The organism is Corallococcus praedator (assembly GCF_003612125.1).
Taxonomy (GTDB): domain Bacteria; phylum Myxococcota; class Myxococcia; order Myxococcales; family Myxococcaceae; genus Corallococcus; species Corallococcus praedator.
In genome coordinates, this window is record NZ_RAWI01000174.1 from 1 (window position 1) to 18,694 (window position 18,694).

The following is an 18,694-nucleotide window of genomic DNA, read 5'->3' on the forward strand; positions in this document are numbered from 1 at the left end:
GGCTGGGCGCGGTGGCGACGCTCGTGTGGCGGCGGGGCCTGGCGCGCTTCGCGGCGTTCGGAGGATAGGGCCGTGAGGGTGGAGCGATACCTGCGATTGCTGGGCGTGCAGCTCAAGGCCTCGGGCCTGCTGGCGCTGCAATACCGCGCGGACTTCCTGGCGGAGGGGCTGACGTCGGTGGCGTGGACGTTCACGGCGCTGGCGCCGCTGTTCGTCGTCTTCGGCGACCGGCCGAGCCTGGAGGGGTGGAGCTTCCACGAGTCCCTGCTGGTGGTGGGCTGGTTCACGCTGCTCCAGGGGGTGTTGGAGGGCGCCATCAGCCCCAGCCTCACGGGCGTGGTGGAGCACATCCGCAAGGGCACGCTGGACTTCGTGTTGCTCAAGCCCGCGGACGCGCAGTTCCTGGTGTCCACGCAGCGCTTCCTGCCGTGGCGCGCGATGAACGTGCTGTCCGGCGTGGGGTTGTTCGTCTACGCGTTCGTCTCGCTGGGGCGCTGGCCGTCGTTGCCGGGCCTCCTGGCGTCGCTGGTGCTGCTGGGCACCAGCGTGCTGCTGCTCTATTCGCTGTGGATCCTCGTGGTGAGCGCGGCGTTCTTCGTGGTGAAGGTGGACAACCTCACGTACCTGTTCACGTCCATCTTCGACGCGGCCCGGTGGCCGTCCTCCGTGTTCCGGGGCGCGCTGGCGATGGTGTTCACCTTCATCATCCCGTTGGCCCTGATGACCACGTTCCCCGCGCTCGCGATGCTGGGGCGGCTGCCGTGGACGTGGCTCGTGGGCGCGGTGGCGGGCTCGGTCGTCTTCGCATGGGTGGCGCGGCGGGTGTGGTTGCTGTCCATCCGCCACTACACGTCCGCGAGCAGCTAGCCCTTCCTACGGCGAAGGCGTGGCGGTGGGACGGGGCGCCTGCCGGGCCCACTCCCCCTTCACCAGGGCGGGCAGCAGGGATGGGTGGCGATAATCGGGGAAGCGCCGGGTCACCTTGTCCGTGACGGTGGCGATGGGGTCGCTGCTGGGGTGGGCCGCCTTCCGCTCCGCCGTGACCTCCTCGCTCACGGCCTGGAGGTAGGCCGCCTGTGCATCCAGCAGCTCCGGTCCGCCGGGGAGCCCGCGCCCCGGGTGGATCCACTTCGGCTTCAGGGCGCGCAGCTCGTCCAGGCGCTGGAGCCACGCATCCACCCGGCCATTCTCGAACCAGGGGTGTGTGGCGCGGGCCACGAGGTCGCCGGTGAACAGGTGGCCCTCCCATTCGATGACGACATGGGCCGGACTGCACCCGGTGCCCAGGACGTGGGCCTTCAGCGTGAGGCCCGCCGCGCTCAGCTCCCGGGTGCTGTCACCGAAGCCGTCCGCGAGCACCAGCTCCCGGGGGTAGCGGCCGTTCCAATACTTCTCGAAGAGGGTGGGCGCCCACTTCGCGTGGACCGCGGGGATGAGCGCGCGCACCTGGTCAGAGGTGATGACCGGGACGCCCAGTTCCTTGAGCAGGGCCGTGCCGTTGAAGCGGTCCGGGTTGGGGTGCAGGACGATGGCCAGCTTGACCTCCTTGCCCGTGCGCTCCTTCGCGAAGGCCAGCTCCTTGCGCAGCGCCGAGGGCAGCAACTGCGTGTCGATGAGGACGAGTCCGTTGGGTCCTTCAATCCAGTAGGACGCGGTCTGAAGCGACCACTCGGAGGAGATGTACTCACCGACCCGCGTGTCCCCCTGCTCCTGGACGGAGTGGGAACGGTAGTGGGTCGGGACGACGGGTTGGGGCGCGCCGCAGCCGGACAGCAGGGCACCCAGCGCTGCGACAAGGGCGGCTTTCATTCGCATGGCCGCCGACTCAACACCTTCAGGGCTGCGGGTTCAAACGCGCCTGGAAGGGCCTTTGGCCCGCTGGGGGTATCTGGGCGATTCAGCGGGTGTGGTTGCTGTCCATCCGCTACTCCTCATCCGCGAGCAATGGGTTCTTGCTCTCAAGGGAGTCGGGCGGGAGTGAGTGGAGGCCCGTTGCGTTCGCGATATTCCATATCGCAGTCATTGCCGATTCAGAGTCCAGTGGGTCGCTTGAAAGGGTGAGTTGTCGCAGTGGGCCGAGCGCTTCCAATGTCTTGGAGTTGTTCAGCGCGAGCATCGCGGATTGCCGAACCGCCTGTTGGGGAGAATCCAGCATTTTCAGCAGGCCGCCCGGAGAGTGCATTCGAGGTTGCGAGGATGGGAACGTCGCTGGCATTTCTCGTATCAGGGATGCGAAAGAGAGCGAATCAGGGTCATTGGATTTTTCCCATGACTGAATGATCTCTTCCGCCAGTTCGCCCGCCCCTTCCATGCGCGACAGTGCCGCGACGACGAAGAATGCCAGCACCAGGTTTTCATGGGCCAGGATGATGTCGACCGTTTTCCGGCGGTGGTCGGGGTATTGCACAATCAACTCAATCGCAGCGCCAAGCTGAACAAAGGAACTCGTGTCCGTGAGCAGGGCCTCCAGTATTGCGATTGCCTGGTCGCGAGGCACCTTTCTTGAGAGATGTACTGCTACAGCTTTTACGTTCGCTGCGTCATCTGAACGCGCGAGATTGATGAATTGGAGGAGTTGGTCCGGATTGAGTTCGGCGCTGAACTCAATGGCGTTCGCACGCCTGGAGAGTTCTTCCCCCTGCGTCATGCGCTCCAGGTATGGAGTAAATCGAGACGCGAACTCCGAGAGACGGATTTCCTCAAGGATGGGTCCTCCGATGAGCCGGGGCATCGAACAGAGCCAGAGGCAGAAGTCCTCCGCGATCTGGTTCTGGAGCGAAACAGGAAGGGCATCCCCTGCTTCGGAAGCCAGAAGAGCTGCCAGGGGCACCTGCTTCTTGAGCGTTTCCGTGAGGACCCTGCGGACGCCGGTTTCCTGGTGGCCAAGGACCTTCTGGATGAACCGCCGTGCACCTTCAGGTCGCTTCTGCACGAGCGCCATGTATCCCACGCCCAACCGGAGGATTTCCTGCCAGCGGGGGTCGAAAAGGTGGGCCATGGCCTCATCGACGAAGGACTCGCTGGCGTGCAGGCCGACAGCGGCGAAGAACTCCTGGAAGGTCAGGTGCAGGAAGCCCCACCGCTGGGGGCCTCGCTCCATGAGGATCTGCACGTCCTTTCCCGCACGGTGGAGGAACTCCCGTGCGGAACGCTCGGCTTCTTCGTCTGAAATGCCGTCGCGTTCCCTGAGCGCTGTCGCCAGGGTCGCGATGACGAAGTCCTCCGGCGCGACGCCGTTCGGCCACTGCCGATGCATCTCCAACGCAAGGCGACCGAGAACGGGGACGGCCTCCTCCTCGTAGCGGATCTGGGCTTCGTCCCCCGTGCTGGCGGTAAGCCTGCGGGCCTGTCCCCAGGTCTCACACAGGGTCCGCGCGAAGATCTCGTAGGCCTGGACGCGGTGGCGTGGAAGCTGTCCCTCCGCGCGATGGATGAGGGCCAGCGACGCGAGGATGAAGGGGTTTCGCGACAGCTCGTGGAGGCGCTGATTGGCGAAGAGGGCCGTCAGCAATCGCTCCGCCTCCTGGTCCGCCGCGATGTCATCCGGGACGCCTTCTTCCCACTGGCGATAGGCCCGGTGGAAGGAGTGGACGTAGCGGCGGACCTGATCATCCTCGAACGGCCCCAGTTCGACTTCCACAGCGCCGGGAAGCGCCAGCCCCACGTAGCCGACCTGCCGTGCCGAGGCGATGAATCGGTTTCGGGGGTAGCGGGCCGCGAAGTCCTCCAACCACCGCATGAGGTCCGCGCGTGCTTCACTCCGGACCTCGTCGAGTCCATCGAGGAGCACCAGGCACTCCCCCTGGTCGAGGCTGCGCTCCAGGAAACGTCGCAAGCCGGCTTCGTCCGACGCAATGCCTCGCTGGTGGAAGAGGTGCGCGAGTGCCTCGACCACGGATGTCTCGCCCCCAAGCGCAGCGCGAATCTGGGCCAGATGCCCGACACTGATGAGCAGGGGCAGCGCGGGTGCCGTGCTTCCCAGGGCGGCATGCATGGCCAGCGGGCCGCCGGCGCCCACCACCGCGAGCCAGCGCATCAGCGTGGTCTTGCCGGAACCGGGATCGCCCAGGATCACCAGCGATGGATGGCGTTGGAAGGCCTCTTGGAACGTGGTGCGTTGGGGCGCCAGATACGTCGTCGCCTGCTGCACGGACCCTGTCAGTTGCCCCAGGGGCGAATCGATTCCTGTCTGCCTCAACAGGTCCGAGGAAAGCCCGGCGAGGGCTTCGATGGAGGGCGTGGACCTCCTCCGGACTTCGACGGACGGCATGACGAAGACGTCGAAGATGTCGAGGCTGGGAGGCTCCTTCTTCTGGAGCCGGAAGCCGACGTAGTGAAGCCTTCTCACAGAGGGGCTGGTCAGGTTTCGCAGCAGTTCTTCCCGCAGCAGCTCCCCGTGGGCGGATGCCTTCGGAGGAAACAGTGCCGCCGGCAACGTGTCTCCATGCAGGGGGGCTGGAGGGGAGAGCTGTTCCTGGACTTCACCTTCCAGGACACGGAACACCTCGGGGGACACGGCAATGGCGTTCTCAGGCGCGTGTCCCTGGAGTTGCTCGCAGTGTTTCAGTGCCTGGTCCAACAGGGCCTCATCGTTTCCGATGACCGCCGCGTGCACCCCGATGTGTGAGGGGAGGCTCAAATCCACGAGGATGCGCTCGCGCAGCAGCTTCGCCGCGTCGAAGGACTTCCTCGCAAGCTCTGGCCCGTCCGCCCCTCTCAGCATCAGGCTCCAGTTGTTTCCATCCAGTTGGAGTGGATCGGTGCCCGTGAGCTGCTGAGAGATGTACTGGATGCCCGCGAAGAGGCGGGCCCTGAGGACCATGGACGTTGCTTCGTCCTGCGTCAGGTCCACCCGCACACGGAGCACCGCGAGCACGGGGGCAGGGCCCTCTGGAGTGTCCGTGCCGTCGTTGCTCATGCGTCCGCTCGCTTCGTCCAGAGCACCAGCTTGAAGTGGCCCGCCGTGACTTCGAGGGTGGGCTCCTTGAATCCCCTGTCGCGCAGCACCTGCACCATGTCGGGAACACCGAAGCCCAGGTTCTCCCGTCGCTGAGCCTTGGCCAGGAGTGAAGCCAGGACGGGATTGCGCTTCTGGCTGATGCCCCCCTGGCGGATGTTCTCCAGGGTCAGGTGGTTCAGGAGGTCCCCTGGGTTCGTGAGTTCGATCCGGTCATCGAAGATGCTGATGCGGATCTGGGAGGCAGGCTTGTAGTCGCGGTGGGTCACCGCGTTGAGGACCGCCTCCCGGATGACCTCCACGGGCAAGCCGTCCTCGACGCGCACCATGCCCTGGACATGCGAGGGCGCCGCGATGTTGCGTTGGATGAAGGCACTGGCCTGTTCGATCTGGTCGAGCAGTCGCCCCTCCATCTCCTGCCGGTCCAGGAACGTGCTCGACACCGTCGTGCCTTTGACGCGAACCGCGGAGATCCGCGCATCCAGCAGCCATCGCGTAGGCTCCTTGCCGAACATCAGGATGCCGGCCACGGTGGGCACCCCCGTTCGCTCCATGCATTTGAGCGCGGTCAGGTGTGGGCCGATGTTCTGCTCGGGGACCTGTCGCGGAGACACGTTCGCGAAGAACGCGCGAACGGCCTCCGTGTCGAGGTCCTCCACGGTGGCTCCGGTCACCTCCTGCTCATCGAAGTGGGCGTCCGTGGACTGGAGCATTCGGACCAACTCCTCACGCTTTGCCTCGCGCGAGCGGTTGCCATCCCGGACGTAATAGACCTTCCCCGCCCGGTGCGGACGGCTTGGGCTGAACGCGGGGATTTCCACCTGGAGCAGGGTCAGGCCCTGGTGCTCCCGCTTCTGGGTCGTGCAGATGAGGGGCGGCTCGATACGGTCCTGGCAGAGCTGGCTCACCTGCATCATGAGCACGTCGGTCTGCTTCATGTCCCCGGTTCCGGTGACGGTGCCGTCGTCCTCGACGCCGATGAGCAGCAGGCCGCCCTTGGTGTTGGCCATCGAGGCAATGGCCTTCGCGATGTCGTCCAGGTCGAACTGGAAGTTCTTCTTCACGACGCCCTTGAACTCGGTCAGCGAGTCCTCGCCCATGCGCAGCAACTGCTCCAGCATCTCGTCACTCTTCGGTGCCACGGTGCTCCCCAGAATCCGGACGACGGTCCTCCTCCGAAGGTAACACCGGGACCGCTACCGGACAGGAAGGACTGTGGGTGGTGCAGGGAGGCAGGGAACACGCTGAAGGCGGCTTTCCTGTTCACGAACGTCGACTCCGCGACGGGGGGCCACTTCAGGGATTCACCGATGGTGTCTTCCTTTGAATTGGGTTAAGGGGCCGCCCCCCCACGGCCTCAAGCCGTGTCCCCCTCGTTGTGCAGTGAAGGACCACCCCTCAGATGATGCGTCTCCGTTTCAACGGCCTGATGGCCGCGCTCGCGCTTGCGTGCGCCTCGGCTTGTTCTCCTGATGAGCAGTCATTCGTCACCCGCTCCGCCGCGCTCGATACGTCGGCGTGGAGCTCCGCCGGGTCCATGGCCTCGGTGCGCGTGGACCCCACCGCCACCCTGCTGCGCAATGGCTATGTGCTCGTCACCGGCGGGAGCACGCCCGCGGTGGAGCTGTATGATCCGCGCACCGGCCGCTGGTTCTCCCTGGGCGCGATGGCGACCAGCCGACAGCGCCACACCGCGACACTGCTCGCTTCCGGCCGCGTGCTCGTGGTGGGCGGCGGTGCTTCCTCCCTGGGCGCGGCGGGCTCGGAGGTGTTCGACCCGGACACCAACACCTGGGCCGCCGCGGGCGGTCTGGACCTGCCCCGCTCCCAGCACACCGCGACGCTGCTGCCCAATGGGAAGGTGCTCGTCGCCGGGGGGGACAGCGGTGCCGGTAACGCGCTGGCCACCGCCCTCCTGTACGACCCCACGACGAACTCCTGGGCCACCACCGGCCGCATGAGCGCGCCCCGCGTGGGCCATACCGCGACGCTGTTGGCCAACGGGCGGGTGCTCGTCGCCGGTGGCCGCGACAGCGCCAATGGCACCGTGCTCGCGTCGGCGGAGTTCTATGAGCCGGCGACCGGGACGTGGCTGCCGGCCGCCCCGCTGGGCGTCCAGCGCACGGGCCATACCGCGACGCTGCTGCTGTCCGGCCAGGTGCTGGTGACGGGCGGCTTCGCGGGCAGCCTCGCCACCGCCACCACGGAGCTGTACGACCCGGCCACCGGGACCTGGACGCCCAAGGGCGACCTGCCGTCGCTGCTGGTCTTCCACACCGCCACGCTCCTCACCTCCGGAGAGGTCCTGGTCGCGGGCGGCTCCAATGGCGGTCAGCCCTACCTGGATCGCGCCTCGCTCTTCGACCCGTCCACCGGCACCTGGAGTGGGACGGCGTGGATGGCCACCCGCCGCATCAGCCACACCGCCACGCTGGTGCCCTCGGGGGAAGTGCTCATCCTTGGCGGCGTGGCCCAGGCGGGCGTCCTCAACGCCTCCGCTGAACGCTACCGGCCGTCCTCCCTGCCGTGGCGCCCGGCCGCGAACCTCGCCGCCGCGCGCATGCAGCTCACCGCCACCCGGCTGGGCACGGGCGCCGTGCTGGTCGCGGGCGGCTACCCCGCGGGAGGGGGCGCGCTCGCCAGCGCCGCGCTGTACAACGAGACGACGGACTCCTGGCAGGACACCGCGAGCCTCACCACCGCGCGCTTCCTGCACTCCGCCACGCTGCTGGGCAATGGTCGGGTGCTCGTCACCGGTGGGCAGCGGGATACGTCCACGTGGCTGTCCGCCTCGGAGGTGTACGCGCCCGACACTGGCACGTGGACGCCGGTGGCGGACCTGGGCACGCGCCGGGCCCGGCACACCGCGACGCTGCTCGCGGGCTCGGGGAAGGTGCTGGTGACGGGCGGCGTGTCGGGCACGGGCTCGGGGTCCAACCTCGCGAGCGCGGAGCTGTTCGACCCGACCTCCGGCACCTGGAGTTACACGGGCGCCATGGCCCACTCGCGCTCGTTCCATGCCGCGGTGCCGCTGTCCTCGGGCGAGGTGCTGGTGATGGGCGGCATCTCCTCCGACGGCGCGACCATCACCGCCACCGCGGAGCTGTACAACCCGGCCACCGGAAGCTGGAGGCTCACGGCGCCCCTCGCGACGGCGCGCTACGGCCACGTCGCCGTGCCGCTGGGCGATGGCAGCCGCGTGCTGGTGGCGGGCGGCTGGGGTTCGGACGGCGCGCTGCGCTCCGCGGAGGTCTACGACGCCGCCACCAATGCGTGGACGCCAGCGGGCACGTTGTCCTCGCGCAACACGCACCATGACGTGGCGCTGCTGTCTTCCGGCCGGGTGCTCGTCGCGGGGGGCAGCGGCAGTGGCGGTGCGCGCGTCGGCGCGGATGTGTATTCACCCACGCCCTGAGCCGCGCTCCACGAGGGGCGGGGGTGCCCGCCCCTCACGGTTTCAGGCGCCGGCGTGCGGGGCTTCGTGCTCCGCCTCACCGTGGGCGTAGTACGCGCGGCATTCGTCCTCGCGGCCCTTCACGACGCGCCGTCCATCCATGGGGCCTCCGTGGGCCGTCACCACCGTGCCCTGCCCCCGGAGGTCGTCCTGCTCGTAGTAGATGACCACCCAGTCGTGCGTGGTCTTCTGCCGGTGCGCCAGCGCCGTGTTGGAGAACAGGGCCCGCATGTTCCAGCCGTCCACGCGCTCGCGCATCACCGGCAGCCAGGCCTCACCGGAGGGATTGAAGCGCTTGGGCGCGATGCGCCGCAGCTCCCCGTCCGCTGCCCTCCGGCGGTAGTCCGCATCCACCTTCAGCATCAGCCCCACCGGAGGCCGTGGCACATCTTCGTGGACATGTGAGCGCGCCTGCTCCCGCTCGCGCCGGTTGCGCTCCAACCGCGCCGCCAGCAGCTCGCGCACCTGCTCCGCGCGCCGGGGCCCGAAGCCCTCCACGCGCTCCAGCCGGCCGTCATGCGCGGCCAGCTCCAGCGCCTCCAGCGTGGTGATGTCCAAGGCTTCATGGATGCGCTTCGCCAGCTCCGGGCCGATGCCGGGCACGCTGGCGAGCAGGCCCTCGGGAGAGGTCTGCCCCTCCAGCCGCTCAAGGAGGTCCATCCTCCCCGTGCGCACCAGCTCCGCGACCGCCGCCGCGATGCTCTTGCCCACCCCTGGCAGCTCCCTCAGTCCCGCTTCGCCTCCAGCCGCCAGCACCTGCGCGACGGAGTCCGGCCACGTCGCGATGGTGGCCGCCGCCTTGCGGTACGCGCCCACGCGGTAGGGCATCGCGTCCTGCGTGTCCAACAGGTCCGCGACCCGCTCCAGCGCGTCCGCGATGTCGATGTTGTTCTTCCATTCGACGCCCATGATACCTGCAAGGTAGGCGCTGCCACGGAGGACGGCCACCCCCGGGAGGACACCGGCGCACACCCCCCGAGCGCGAAATAATTCCCCGCCCGCAACCGCCGCACGCCCGCCGGGTTGGAAGGAACAGCAGGCAGTCACGCGAACCTTTCGACCTGGAGATGACGATGCGCTGGAACAAGACGTTGGCGGTGGGTGCGGCCCTGGTGCTTTCGACGGCGTGCGGCGGGGTGGATGATCAAGAGGCGCTGGAGTCCCTACCGGACTTCGAGGGCACCTCGCTGGAGCTCAACGCCGACGCGCTGGAACAGGACGGCGCGGCGCTCATCGCGCAGGACCTGCGGGAGACGGAGGCCGCGCTCGATGGCGAAGGTGCCGCGATGCTGGAGGGCGCCCGCATGGAGGTGAAGGCCCTCAACGACGCGCTCCGGCAGGCGCTGGTGCCCGTCGCGGACCTGGTGAAGAAGTCCGCCAATGCCCAGCCCGGCGACGTGCTCGTGTACGGCCCGCAGGACCGCGCCAACGCGACGTACAAGCTCACCGTGCGCAAGGGCGTGGGCCAGCGCTACCAGTGGAAGCTGGAGGCCCGGCCGTTGGGCAGCACGGACGACACCGCGTACAAGCTGGTCGCCGCGGGCGCGCTCAAGCGCAACGGCGAGGCGCACCGCGGACGGGGCACGCTGGTCCTCTCGCTGGACAACCTGAAGGCGGTGTCACCGTCCTTCGCGGGCCAGGGCAAGTTGATGATGTCGTTCGCGCACTTCGGCCAGGGCAGCAAGTCGCTGGCGTACCGGCTGGCGAACTTCACGCCCAATACCGAGCAGCACGAGGCCGTCACCGGCGCCTTCGTGGGCCACAAGCTCCAGGCCACCGGCGTTACCCGCGTGCGCGTGCTGGGCGCGTACAACCTGGGCAGCACCGCCACCGCCGCGAAGGAGAAGGTGCTCACCTCCGTGCGCCACATCCCGGGGCTCGGCGGGCGCGCGGACCTTCGCGCCTGGGGCGGCGACATCGCGGCGAACACCTACTACGTCGGCAGCGCGTGCTGGGACGCGCAGGAGCAGGAGCAGTTCCGCGTCCTCTTCCAGTGCACGGACGGCGGCCGCGTGGAGTCCTGCACGGAGGTGTCCGGCAGCCGCGTGGGCACCGTCCAGGACTGCCGGGGGCCGGAGCTGCGCGGCGACGTGACGCCTCCCGAGGGCACCGGCGACGACCTGTCCCCCGAGCCCGGCAACCCCGGCGCGCCGGATGACGTGCCCTCCGACGTCAGCGCGGAGTTCTGAGGTCGCATGGGCCCGGAGCTGGGTCCTCAGGGCAGCGCGGACGCCACCAGTGCGTCCGCTTCAATCTCCACCAACATGCGCGGGTCGATGAGGGCCTTCACCTCCACCATCGACGTGGCGGGGCGGATGTCCCGGAAGACGTCCCCATGCGCGCGTCCCACCTCTTCCCAGCGGGAGATGTCGGTGACGTACATGCGCGTGCGCACCACGTCCTCCATCCGGGCGCCCACGGCCTCCAGCGCGGAGCGGATGTTGGCGAGCGCCTGGGCCGCCTGCCGGTACGCGTCCCCTTCACCCACGAGCTGCCCCTGGGCATCCGTGGCGGTGGTGCCGGAGACGGAGACGAAGGGGCCCACGCGCACCGCCCGCGAGTAGCCCACGCGGGGCTCCCAGGGGGTGCCGGTGGCATGGAGGGTGCGCTGCATGGCCTGGCTCCAGGAGGGGGCGGGGAGGGGGGCTCCCGAAGGGCCGGAGCCCGGCCGGACCTCCAGGCGCTGCTTGCAAGCTGCAAGGAAAGACCGCCCGTGATAGTTGGCCTCGGATCATGGCCAACGAGCTAGAGCGGGAGGTCGCACGGCGACGTACCTTCGCCATCATCTCCCACCCCGACGCGGGAAAGACAACCCTGACGGAGAAGCTGCTGCTCTACGGCGGCGCCATCCACCTGGCCGGCAGCGTCAAGGCCAAGCGGGCGCGGCGGCACGCGACCAGTGACTGGATGGAGCTGGAGAAGGAGCGCGGCATCTCCGTCACGTCGTCGGTGCTCCAGTTCACCTACCGCGACCACGCGGTGAACCTGCTGGACACCCCGGGCCACCAGGACTTCTCCGAGGACACCTACCGCACGCTCTCCGCCGCCGACGCGGCGGTGATGCTCATCGACGCGGCCAAGGGCGTCGAGCCGCAGACCAAGAAGCTCTTCAAGGTCTGCCGCATGCGCGGCATCCCCATCTTCACCTTCGTCAACAAGTTGGACCGCTACGGCCGCGAACCGCTGGAGCTGATGAACGAGCTGGAGCAGGTGCTCGGCATCCGCTCCTACCCGATGAACTGGCCCATCGGCATGGGGCCGGAGTTCCGGGGCGTCTACGACCGGCAGGCGCGCGTGGTGCACGTGTTCTCCGCCGAAGGCTCGCACGGCGAGTCTGAAGTGGCTGAGCGCTCGGTGTCCATCGACTCGCCGGACATCCTCAACTTCCTCTCCGAGTCGGAGCTGGCGAAGCTCAACGAGGACATCGAGCTGCTCGACATCGGCGGTGACGCGTTCACCCGCGAGAAGTCGGACTCCGGGCAACTGACGCCCATGTTCTTCGGCAGCGCGATGACGAACTTCGGCGTGCGGCCCTTCCTGGACGCGTTCCTGGACCTGGCGCCCGCGCCCTCCGCGCGCCTCACCACGACGGGCGAGCGCGAGCCGACGAACCCCAAGTTCGCGGGCTTCGTCTTCAAGATCCAGGCGAACATGGACCCCGCGCACCGCGACCGCATCGCGTTCATGCGCGTGGTGAGCGGCCGCTACGTCAAGGGCATGAACGCGTTCCACTCGCGCCTGGGCAAGGAGGTGCGGCTCGCCAAGCCCAGCCAGTTCATGGCCGCCGAGCGCACCTCCATCGAGGACGCGTGGCCGGGGGACGTCATCGGCCTGTTCGACCCGGGCCAGTACCGCATCGGTGACACGCTGGCCGAAGGCGCCACGGACGTGTCCTTCGAGGGCGTGCCGCGCTTCAGCCCGGAGTTCTTCGCCGTGGTGCGCTCCAAGGATCCGCTGCGCCGCAAGCAGATGGAGAAGGGCTTGGAGCAGCTCTCCGAAGAGGGCACGGTGCAGATCTTCCAGCAGCTGAGCATGGGCATGAAGGACCCCATCGTCGGCGTGGTGGGCGCGCTCCAGTTCGAAGTGCTGCAGTACCGACTGGAGCACGAGTACGGCGCGCGCATCGCGCTGGACCGGCTGCCCTTCAGCCACGCGCGCTGGGTGGTGGGTGCGAACTTCGACCCGCGCTCGTTCGACTGGGAAGGCAACCGGCAGACGGTGCAGGACCGCGACGGGCTGCCCCTGGTGCTCTTCCGCGACGACTGGGCGCTCCAGCACGCCGAGGACAAGCACCCGGAGCTGAAGTTCCTGGCCGAGGCGCCGATGATCCGCGCCACGACCCCGGTCGCCACCGGAAGCTAGCGCCGGCCCGGGGCAGGGAGGCGGCAGCGTGCGCCTCCCACCGCCCCGGAAGGCAGCTGGCTACTTGTGCGGCACCACGGTGCCGCCCCGGAAGGCGGAGTCGCGTAGCACGAGGCCGTCCTGCTTGAAGAGGCGCGCGGCCTTGGGGCCGACGAAGAAGTCCTTCGGGTCGCCTCGGCGGAAGGTCTTCTTGATGAACTCCTCCACCTCCAGGTAGAGGCGGCGGAACTTGTCCGGGGCCGCGTCGCGCCGGCCCGTCTGGGACGTCACCTCCAGCTCCACCCACATCTGGCCGCTGAGCAGCTCGCCCTCTTCGTTGCGGCGCGAGCGCCCGATGAAGATGACGGGCGAGCGCACCTCGTCGATGCGCCACGAGCCCTTGTCCGGCCCGCGCTTCACCTTGTCCACCAGCGCGGGGCCGATGTCACTGGCCACGAGGTACAGGTCCTCCTCCGGCAGGTGGGGGACGTTTTCCATGCTGGCGCGGAAGGGCTTCCAGTCCGCGGGAACGCGCCGGGGGTAGACCTCCAGCACGTGACGCTCCAGGAAACGGAAGAAGGCGACCTCATCGTCGGGTGCCATGAAGAATTGGAGGATGTTGGCCATCGCGGCGTCCTCATACCCTGGAAGCACGTTAGAAACACAGCCATGGACACCTGGCTGCGAACCCGGATGCACGAGCTGTGTGACTTGCACGGCGTCATCAACCTGGCCTCCTGGGACCGGGAGGTGTACCTGCCCGCCAAGGCCGCCACCGCCCGCGCCTGGCAACTTTCCACCCTCCAGGCCCTCCACCACGAGCGACTGGTGGACCCGCGCCTGGGCGAAGCGCTGGCCCGCGCCAGCGAGCCGGGCCCTTCCTCCCAGGCCCTGACACCCGACGAGCAGGCCATGGTGCGCGTGCTCACCCATGACCGGGAGCGCGCGGTGCGGCTGCCCGCCCGGCTGGTGACCGCGCTGGCTCAGGCCCAGGGCGCCGGCATCCAGGCCTGGCGCGAGGCCCGCGAGGCGAAGCGCTTCGCCCACTTCCAGCCCGCGCTGGAGACGCTGCTGGCCCTCAGGCGCGAACAGGCGGACGCGCAGGGCCACGACGGCGAGCGCTACAACGCGCTGCTGGAAGGCTTCGAGCCCGGCATGCGCGTCCAGCGCCTCACGCCGGTGCTCACCGCGCTGCGCGACGCGCTCATCCCCATGGTGGCCGCGCTCGCGCAGACCCGGCGGCCCGCGCCCGCGTTCCTCGACGGGCGCGCCTACGACACCCAGACGCAGTGGCGCTTCACGATGCGGCTGTTGGAGGCGGTGGGCTTCGACCTGGAGGCGGGCCGCCAGGACGTCAGCATCCACCCGTTCACCAACAGCCTGAACGCGCACGACGTGCGGCTCACCACGCGCCTGGACGCGGCGCACCCCATGTCCGCGCTCTTCGGCACGCTCCACGAGGCGGGCCACGGCCTGTACGAACAGGGCTTCGCCTCGGAGCTGTCGCGCACGCCGCTGGCGTCGGTGCCCTCCATGGGCCTGCACGAGTCCCAGTCCCGCCTGTGGGAGAACCTGGTGGGCCGCGGCCGTGCCTTCTGGGCGCACCACTTCCCGGCGCTGAAGGAGGCCTTCCCGCAGGAGCTCGCGGACGTGGACCTGGACGGCTTCCACGCGGGCATCAACCACGTGGCGCCCTCCCTCATCCGCGTGGAGGCGGACGAGGTGACGTACAACCTGCACATCGTCCTGCGCTACGAGCTGGAGCTGGCGCTCTTCCGGGACGAACTGCCCGCGTCGGAGCTGCCGTCCGCGTGGAACGAGCGCATGCGGCGCTACCTGGGCCTCACGCCCCCGGACGACACGCAGGGCGTGTTGCAGGACATCCACTGGGCCTGGGGCGAACTGGGCTACTTCCCGACGTACGCGCTGGGCAACCTCTACGCCGCGTCACTGCACGCCGCGGCCCGGCGCGCGCTGCCGGAATTGGACGCGCACCTCGCCCGGGGCGACGCGTCTTCGTTGCGCGGGTGGCTGCGGGCCCAGGTGCACTCGCACGGCTTCCGGCTGCCCGCCGAGGAGCGCGTGCGGGCCGTCACCGGTGAAGGGCTGACGGATCGCGACTTCCTCTCGTACCTGCGCGCCAAGTACGGCGCGCTCCATGGCGTCACGCTTTAGAGGCTGTCCCGCTCAGGCGGCGAACACCAGCGGCCGGCACGCGCGCGCCAGGTGCAGCGCGTCCCGCGCGAGCGTGTTGGAGGCGGGATCCTCCGCCTCCAGCCACGCGGCGCGAGCCACCTGGCTGCCCAGCTCGAAGCACAGGCTCGCGGTGCGCCGCGACAGCCGGCTCTCCTTCTGGAGGGCCCGGACGTTGAGCTCGCACAGCTCCGCGCACTGGCGCAGCAGCCGCACCGCTTCCGCGTCCGCCGGAAGGCCCTGGGCCTTCAGCCGTGCCATGCCCTCCTCGCAGGAGGTCTGGCACTGCAGGCTCGCGGCGATGCACCGGGAAACCTCTGTACGCGCCCCACCTGCCCTGGCTCCCAACATGACCACGCCCTCCCTGGGTGAGGCGACAAAGGTACGCATGCTCGCTGTGCCGGCAACCTGCACCCCGGGTCCAGATGGGGCTTGAACACCTGCTTCCGGGGGGCCTGGACACGGGGCGCCACGGGGATCCCCAGGAATCTCGCGCGATTCGCCCGGGCCCGTCTTTTCGTGCCGGGAAACGTCAGCTTCCCAGCACAGGGTAGGGCGCGAGCAGCGCCACGAGTTTTTCACCGTAGAGCCGCACGCGCTTCTCCCCGAAGTACGGCAACTGGGTCAGCGCCTCCGTGTCCGCGGGCGGCTGGGAGGCGAGCGCGTCCATCAGCGGGTTGGTGAGGACCACGCTGGGCGTCACCTTGCGCGCCGTGGCCTGCTCGATGCGGAAGGCCTTGAGGGCATCCTCGCGCTTGCGCCGGTGGGGGTCGCGCGGACCCTTGGGCTCGCGGTCCAGGTCCAGCTCACCCCGGGCGGCCTTCTCCTGCTGCTCGCGGATGAGGGTGAGGATGGCGTCGCCGTGCGCCCGCACCACGGCGCCGCGCACGCCGGCCGCGCGCGCCAGGTCCTTGTGGGTGTTGGGCTGCTTCAGCGCCAGGTCCGTGATGGCCATGTTGGACAGCATCCGGCCCATGGGCACGTTGTCCTTCTCCGCCCACTCCAGCCGCTGCTTGTGCAGCCCCTGCGCGATGGCGTGCGCCAGCGCGTACTGCGTCGAGGACAGGCCGCTGCGCGACAGCTTGGGCTTGTACTCGGCGCCGGTCTCCGGACGGGCCGCGGCCTCGTCGCACATGCGCGCGCAGTCCAGCAGCACCTCTTCCAGGATGTCCGCCTCGCGGCACGCGTCGCGCACCTGGCGGCCCAGCTCGCAAAGGTAGCGCACGTCGTTGGCGATGTAATCGCGCATGCCCGGGGGCAGGGGGCGCAGGGAGAAGTCGGACTGCTGGTGCTCCTTGGGCAGCTCGACGCCCAGCTTCTCCCGGGCCAGGTCCGCAAGGCCCACCTTGGGCCAGCCCAGCAGCGTCACCGCGCGGTGCGTGTCGAAGAGGCCGCGCACTCGCACGCCTGCTTCGGCGAGGAACTGGAGGTCGCCCTGCGCGGCGTGGAAGAACTTGGTGCGCTCCGGGTCCGCCATCAGGGGGACGAGCAGGCGCGGGTCCACGCCCGGCTGGAGCGTGTCGAAGAGGAAGATGTCAGCGTCGGTGCCCAACTGGAGGAAGCACAGCCGGGCGCGGAAGGCGTGCATCGCGTCCGCCTCCAGGTCCACCGCCAGTTCGGGCGCGGATTCGAGCACTCGCGTGGCCGCCTCCGCGCCGGCTGCGTCCACCACATCCAGGGCACCTTGAGGGAAGGTCGGCATCGCGGGGAGCAGGCTAGCGGACCGGCCCGCCCCTTTGACGTGTTTTTTCCCGAACCGCCGCTAGGATGGCCCCGCCGATGAACGACGCCCAACGCCTGGAAAAGAGCCTGCTTGGCCACATGGGCCGAGCCATCGCGGACTTCCGCCTCATCGAGGCGGGGGACCGCATCATGGTGGGCGTGTCGGGGGGCAAGGACTCCTACACGATGCTCCACCTGCTGCGAGAGCTGCAGCGGCGAGCCCCCGTGAAGTTCGACCTCCTCGCCGTGAACCTCGACCAGGGACACCCGGGATTCCCCGGTCACATCCTGGAGGGCTACTTCGAGCGCGAGGGGTACGCCTACAAGATGCTGAAGGAGGACACCTACAGCATCGTGTTGGAGAAGACGCCGCCGGGGAAGACGCAGTGCTCGGTCTGTTCGCGGCTGCGCCGGGGCATCCTCTACAACGCCGCCGTGCACCTGGGCTGCAACAAGATCGCCCTGGGGCACCACCGCGACGACCTCATCCACACGATGCTCCTGAACATGTTCTTCGCCGGGAGCCTGAAGGCGATGCCGCCGCTCCTGAAGAGCGACGACGGGCGCAACGTGGTCATCCGGCCGCTGTGCTACGCGCCGGAGAAGGAGATCATCCAGTTCGCGGCGGCGAAGGCGTTTCCCATCATCCCCTGCGACCTGTGCGGTTCGCAGGAGAACCTGCAGCGCAAGCGGATGCAGAAGCTGGTGGAGGACCTGGGCAAGGAGATCCCCAACGTCCGCCAGAGCCTGCTCAACGCGATGTCGAACGTGCGGCCCACGCACCTGCTGGACAAGACCCTGAACCCGGACCCGCTGAACGCGAATGAAGAGGGTCCCGTGGTTCCACCCCCCACCGACGACACGCAAGGGAGCGCCAGTCCATGGCTCGAGACCAGGCAATAAAGACGCGCAAGGAGCGCAACGCGGCGCTGGTGGAGGCGATGCTGCTGGCCGCGATGGCCGACGGCAGCGTGTCCCAGCGCGAGATGCAGACGCTGCTGGCGCGCGTGCTGGAGCGCCCGGAGTTCGAGGGCACGCAGGCGGGTGAATTGAACCTGCTGGTGGAGTCCAGCGCGGTGCGGCTGGCGGAGGCGCGCAACCTGGAAGAGGTGCTCGCGTCCCTGCGGCGGCGGCTGCCGGACCACAAGAACCGGATGCTGGCGTTCGGGCTGGCGGCGGCGGTGGCGCTGGCGGATCAGCGGGCCACGCGCTCGGAGCTGGGGCTCTTGAAGACGTTCCAGGCGGCGCTGGGCATCTCCGAGGACGAGGTGGCGCAGATCATCGACGTCATCGAGCAGGGCGGCAGCCTGTCCGAGGCGCTCGGCGAGCCCCTGGAGCGGCTGTTCGCGGAGGTGATGGTGCTGGTGCTGGCGGCGGACGGCCAGCTCAAGGAGGCGGAGGCCCGGGCGATGGTGGAGAGCTTCGCGGCGGATCCGCTCTTCCAGAACGTGAGCCCGGAGCGGGCGCAGGGCTTCGTCAGCGAGTCGGTGGCGGCGCTGGCGTCGGACGGCCTGCCGCAGCGACTGCACGTGCTGGCGCACGGGCTGGCCACACACTCGCAGCGGATGAAGGCGTACCAGCTGGCCACGAAGATCGCCCACGCGTCCGGGAGGACGAGTCACGCGGAGCAGCGGCTCTTGGACCTGCTCCAGGCGACGTTCGGTCTGGCGGACGATGAAGTGGCGCGGTTGGACCAGCAGGGGTAAGCAGGGAGTGGCATGACCCCGCACGTCCCCTCCGGTTCACGGCACTCCTTCCGTTTCGGCCTGCCGCCGTCGCTGGGCAGTGAGACGGCGCGCGAGCGCGCGGAACGGCTCGCATCCTTCCTCCAGCGCGCGCTGGGCAAGCTCGTGGAGGTGGGAGTCGCCACCAGCTACGAGACGCTCGCCAAGGACCTGCTGTCCGGGCGGGCGGATGCCGCCTGGGCGCCGCCCTTCGTGTGTGCGCGCATGGAGGCCATGGGGGTGCGGGTGCTGGCGCGCGGGGTGCGCCGGGGCATGTCCAGCTACCGCTCCGCGCTGGTGGGG

The 18,694-nt window shown here is 69.1% G+C and carries 16 protein-coding genes; 8 read left to right on the forward strand and 8 right to left on the reverse strand.

The features are described 5' to 3' along the window. Positions 1-72 precede the first annotated feature (72 nt). A complete protein-coding gene (locus D7Y13_RS21830) occupies positions 73-867 on the forward strand; it encodes an ABC transporter permease (RefSeq protein WP_120537052.1) in 795 nt (264 codons plus the stop codon). Positions 868-873: 6 nt separating this feature from the next. Here the strand turns inward: D7Y13_RS21830 and D7Y13_RS21835 are convergent, their stop codons facing one another. From D7Y13_RS21835 to D7Y13_RS21845, 3 genes are all read right to left on the reverse strand, one after another. After that, positions 874-1,815 carry an MBL fold metallo-hydrolase gene (locus tag D7Y13_RS21835; protein WP_233595738.1) on the reverse strand — a complete coding sequence of 314 codons (942 nt, stop codon included), beginning with the start codon at positions 1,813-1,815 and terminating at the stop codon, positions 874-876. A gap of 109 nt (positions 1,816-1,924) precedes the next feature. Next, a complete protein-coding gene (locus D7Y13_RS21840) occupies positions 1,925-4,918 on the reverse strand; it encodes an NACHT domain-containing protein (protein ID WP_120584667.1) in 2,994 nt (997 codons plus the stop codon). Next, positions 4,915-6,099, reverse strand: a complete 1,185-nt coding sequence (locus tag D7Y13_RS21845) for an ATP-binding protein (RefSeq protein WP_147444386.1) — start codon at positions 6,097-6,099, stop codon at positions 4,915-4,917. The genes D7Y13_RS21840 and D7Y13_RS21845 overlap by 4 nt, the downstream gene beginning before the upstream one ends. A 260-nt stretch (positions 6,100-6,359) precedes the next feature. Between D7Y13_RS21845 and D7Y13_RS21850 the strand changes: the two genes are divergently transcribed. Continuing rightward, complete coding sequence (locus D7Y13_RS21850; RefSeq protein ID WP_120630768.1) at positions 6,360-8,372, forward strand: Kelch repeat-containing protein; 2,013 nt, start codon at positions 6,360-6,362, stop codon at positions 8,370-8,372. A gap of 42 nt (positions 8,373-8,414) precedes the next feature. Here D7Y13_RS21850 and D7Y13_RS21855 read toward each other — a convergent pair whose 3' ends face one another. Continuing rightward, positions 8,415-9,320 (reverse strand): helix-hairpin-helix domain-containing protein, encoded by a 906-nt coding sequence (locus D7Y13_RS21855; protein WP_120584668.1) that lies wholly within the window; start codon positions 9,318-9,320, stop codon positions 8,415-8,417. A 164-nt stretch (positions 9,321-9,484) separates the two neighbouring features. Between D7Y13_RS21855 and D7Y13_RS21860 the strand changes: the two genes are divergently transcribed. After that, on the forward strand, positions 9,485-10,600 hold the full coding sequence (locus tag D7Y13_RS21860) for a hypothetical protein (RefSeq protein ID WP_147444387.1): 1,116 nt from the start codon (positions 9,485-9,487) through the stop codon (positions 10,598-10,600). A gap of 26 nt (positions 10,601-10,626) precedes the next feature. Here the strand turns inward: D7Y13_RS21860 and D7Y13_RS21865 are convergent, their stop codons facing one another. Continuing rightward, entirely contained in the window at positions 10,627-11,025 is a 399-nt protein-coding gene (locus D7Y13_RS21865; RefSeq protein WP_120537059.1) for a RidA family protein, read from the reverse strand. Between the two features lie 119 nt (positions 11,026-11,144). Between D7Y13_RS21865 and D7Y13_RS21870 the strand changes: the two genes are divergently transcribed. Then, entirely contained in the window at positions 11,145-12,773 is a 1,629-nt protein-coding gene (locus tag D7Y13_RS21870; RefSeq protein WP_120531959.1) for a peptide chain release factor 3, read from the forward strand. Positions 12,774-12,833: 60 nt separating this feature from the next. Here D7Y13_RS21870 and D7Y13_RS21875 read toward each other — a convergent pair whose 3' ends face one another. Next, the gene (locus tag D7Y13_RS21875; RefSeq protein WP_199732852.1) at positions 12,834-13,379 is read right to left on the reverse strand and encodes a hypothetical protein; all 546 of its coding nucleotides are present in this window, start codon (positions 13,377-13,379) and stop codon (positions 12,834-12,836) included. Positions 13,380-13,421: 42 nt separating this feature from the next. Here D7Y13_RS21875 and D7Y13_RS21880 point away from each other — a divergent pair, with 42 nt between their 5' ends. Continuing rightward, positions 13,422-14,927, forward strand: a complete 1,506-nt coding sequence (locus D7Y13_RS21880; protein ID WP_120584670.1) for a carboxypeptidase M32 — start codon at positions 13,422-13,424, stop codon at positions 14,925-14,927. Between the two features lie 12 nt (positions 14,928-14,939). Here the strand turns inward: D7Y13_RS21880 and D7Y13_RS21885 are convergent, their stop codons facing one another. Further along, a complete protein-coding gene (locus tag D7Y13_RS21885) occupies positions 14,940-15,335 on the reverse strand; it encodes a four-helix bundle copper-binding protein (RefSeq protein ID WP_120584671.1) in 396 nt (131 codons plus the stop codon). Positions 15,336-15,477: 142 nt separating this feature from the next. Continuing rightward, positions 15,478-16,647 (reverse strand): ribonuclease D, encoded by a 1,170-nt coding sequence (locus D7Y13_RS21890; RefSeq protein WP_120584672.1) that lies wholly within the window; start codon positions 16,645-16,647, stop codon positions 15,478-15,480. A 65-nt stretch (positions 16,648-16,712) separates the two neighbouring features. Here D7Y13_RS21890 and ttcA point away from each other — a divergent pair, with 65 nt between their 5' ends. The 3 genes from ttcA to D7Y13_RS21905 form a co-directional block, all read left to right on the forward strand. Then, entirely contained in the window at positions 16,713-17,570 is an 858-nt protein-coding gene (gene ttcA / locus D7Y13_RS21895; RefSeq protein WP_120531954.1) for a tRNA 2-thiocytidine(32) synthetase TtcA, read from the forward strand. Then, positions 17,549-18,373, forward strand: coding sequence for a tellurite resistance TerB family protein (locus tag D7Y13_RS21900; protein WP_120531953.1), 825 nt, complete (start codon positions 17,549-17,551; stop codon positions 18,371-18,373). The genes ttcA and D7Y13_RS21900 overlap by 22 nt, the downstream gene beginning before the upstream one ends. A 12-nt stretch (positions 18,374-18,385) precedes the next feature. Then, positions 18,386-18,694, forward strand: a 309-nt coding sequence (locus D7Y13_RS21905; protein WP_147452477.1) for a PhnD/SsuA/transferrin family substrate-binding protein, incomplete at its 3' end; no start/stop codon positions are given.

What these genes read in the sequence shown, in the direction of transcription:
- ttcA (WP_120531954.1), top strand. Translation starts at nt 16,713, where the DNA reads ATGGCCCCGCCGATGAACGACGCCCAACGCCTGGAAAAGAGCCTGCTT.
- D7Y13_RS21880 (WP_120584670.1), top strand. Translation starts at nt 13,422, where the DNA reads ATGGACACCTGGCTGCGAACCCGGATGCACGAGCTGTGTGACTTGCAC.
- D7Y13_RS21835 (WP_233595738.1), bottom strand. Translation starts at nt 1,815, where the DNA reads ATGCGAATGAAAGCCGCCCTTGTCGCAGCGCTGGGTGCCCTGCTGTCC.
- D7Y13_RS21870 (WP_120531959.1), top strand. Translation starts at nt 11,145, where the DNA reads ATGGCCAACGAGCTAGAGCGGGAGGTCGCACGGCGACGTACCTTCGCC.
- D7Y13_RS21865 (WP_120537059.1), bottom strand. Translation starts at nt 11,025, where the DNA reads ATGCAGCGCACCCTCCATGCCACCGGCACCCCCTGGGAGCCCCGCGTG.
- D7Y13_RS21875 (WP_199732852.1), bottom strand. Translation starts at nt 13,379, where the DNA reads ATGGCCAACATCCTCCAATTCTTCATGGCACCCGACGATGAGGTCGCC.
- D7Y13_RS21900 (WP_120531953.1), top strand. Translation starts at nt 17,549, where the DNA reads ATGGCTCGAGACCAGGCAATAAAGACGCGCAAGGAGCGCAACGCGGCG.
- D7Y13_RS21850 (WP_120630768.1), top strand. Translation starts at nt 6,360, where the DNA reads ATGATGCGTCTCCGTTTCAACGGCCTGATGGCCGCGCTCGCGCTTGCG.
- D7Y13_RS21885 (WP_120584671.1), bottom strand. Translation starts at nt 15,335, where the DNA reads ATGCGTACCTTTGTCGCCTCACCCAGGGAGGGCGTGGTCATGTTGGGA.
- D7Y13_RS21890 (WP_120584672.1), bottom strand. Translation starts at nt 16,647, where the DNA reads ATGCCGACCTTCCCTCAAGGTGCCCTGGATGTGGTGGACGCAGCCGGC.
- D7Y13_RS21840 (WP_120584667.1), bottom strand. Translation starts at nt 4,918, where the DNA reads ATGAGCAACGACGGCACGGACACTCCAGAGGGCCCTGCCCCCGTGCTC.
- D7Y13_RS21855 (WP_120584668.1), bottom strand. Translation starts at nt 9,320, where the DNA reads ATGGGCGTCGAATGGAAGAACAACATCGACATCGCGGACGCGCTGGAG.
- D7Y13_RS21860 (WP_147444387.1), top strand. Translation starts at nt 9,485, where the DNA reads ATGCGCTGGAACAAGACGTTGGCGGTGGGTGCGGCCCTGGTGCTTTCG.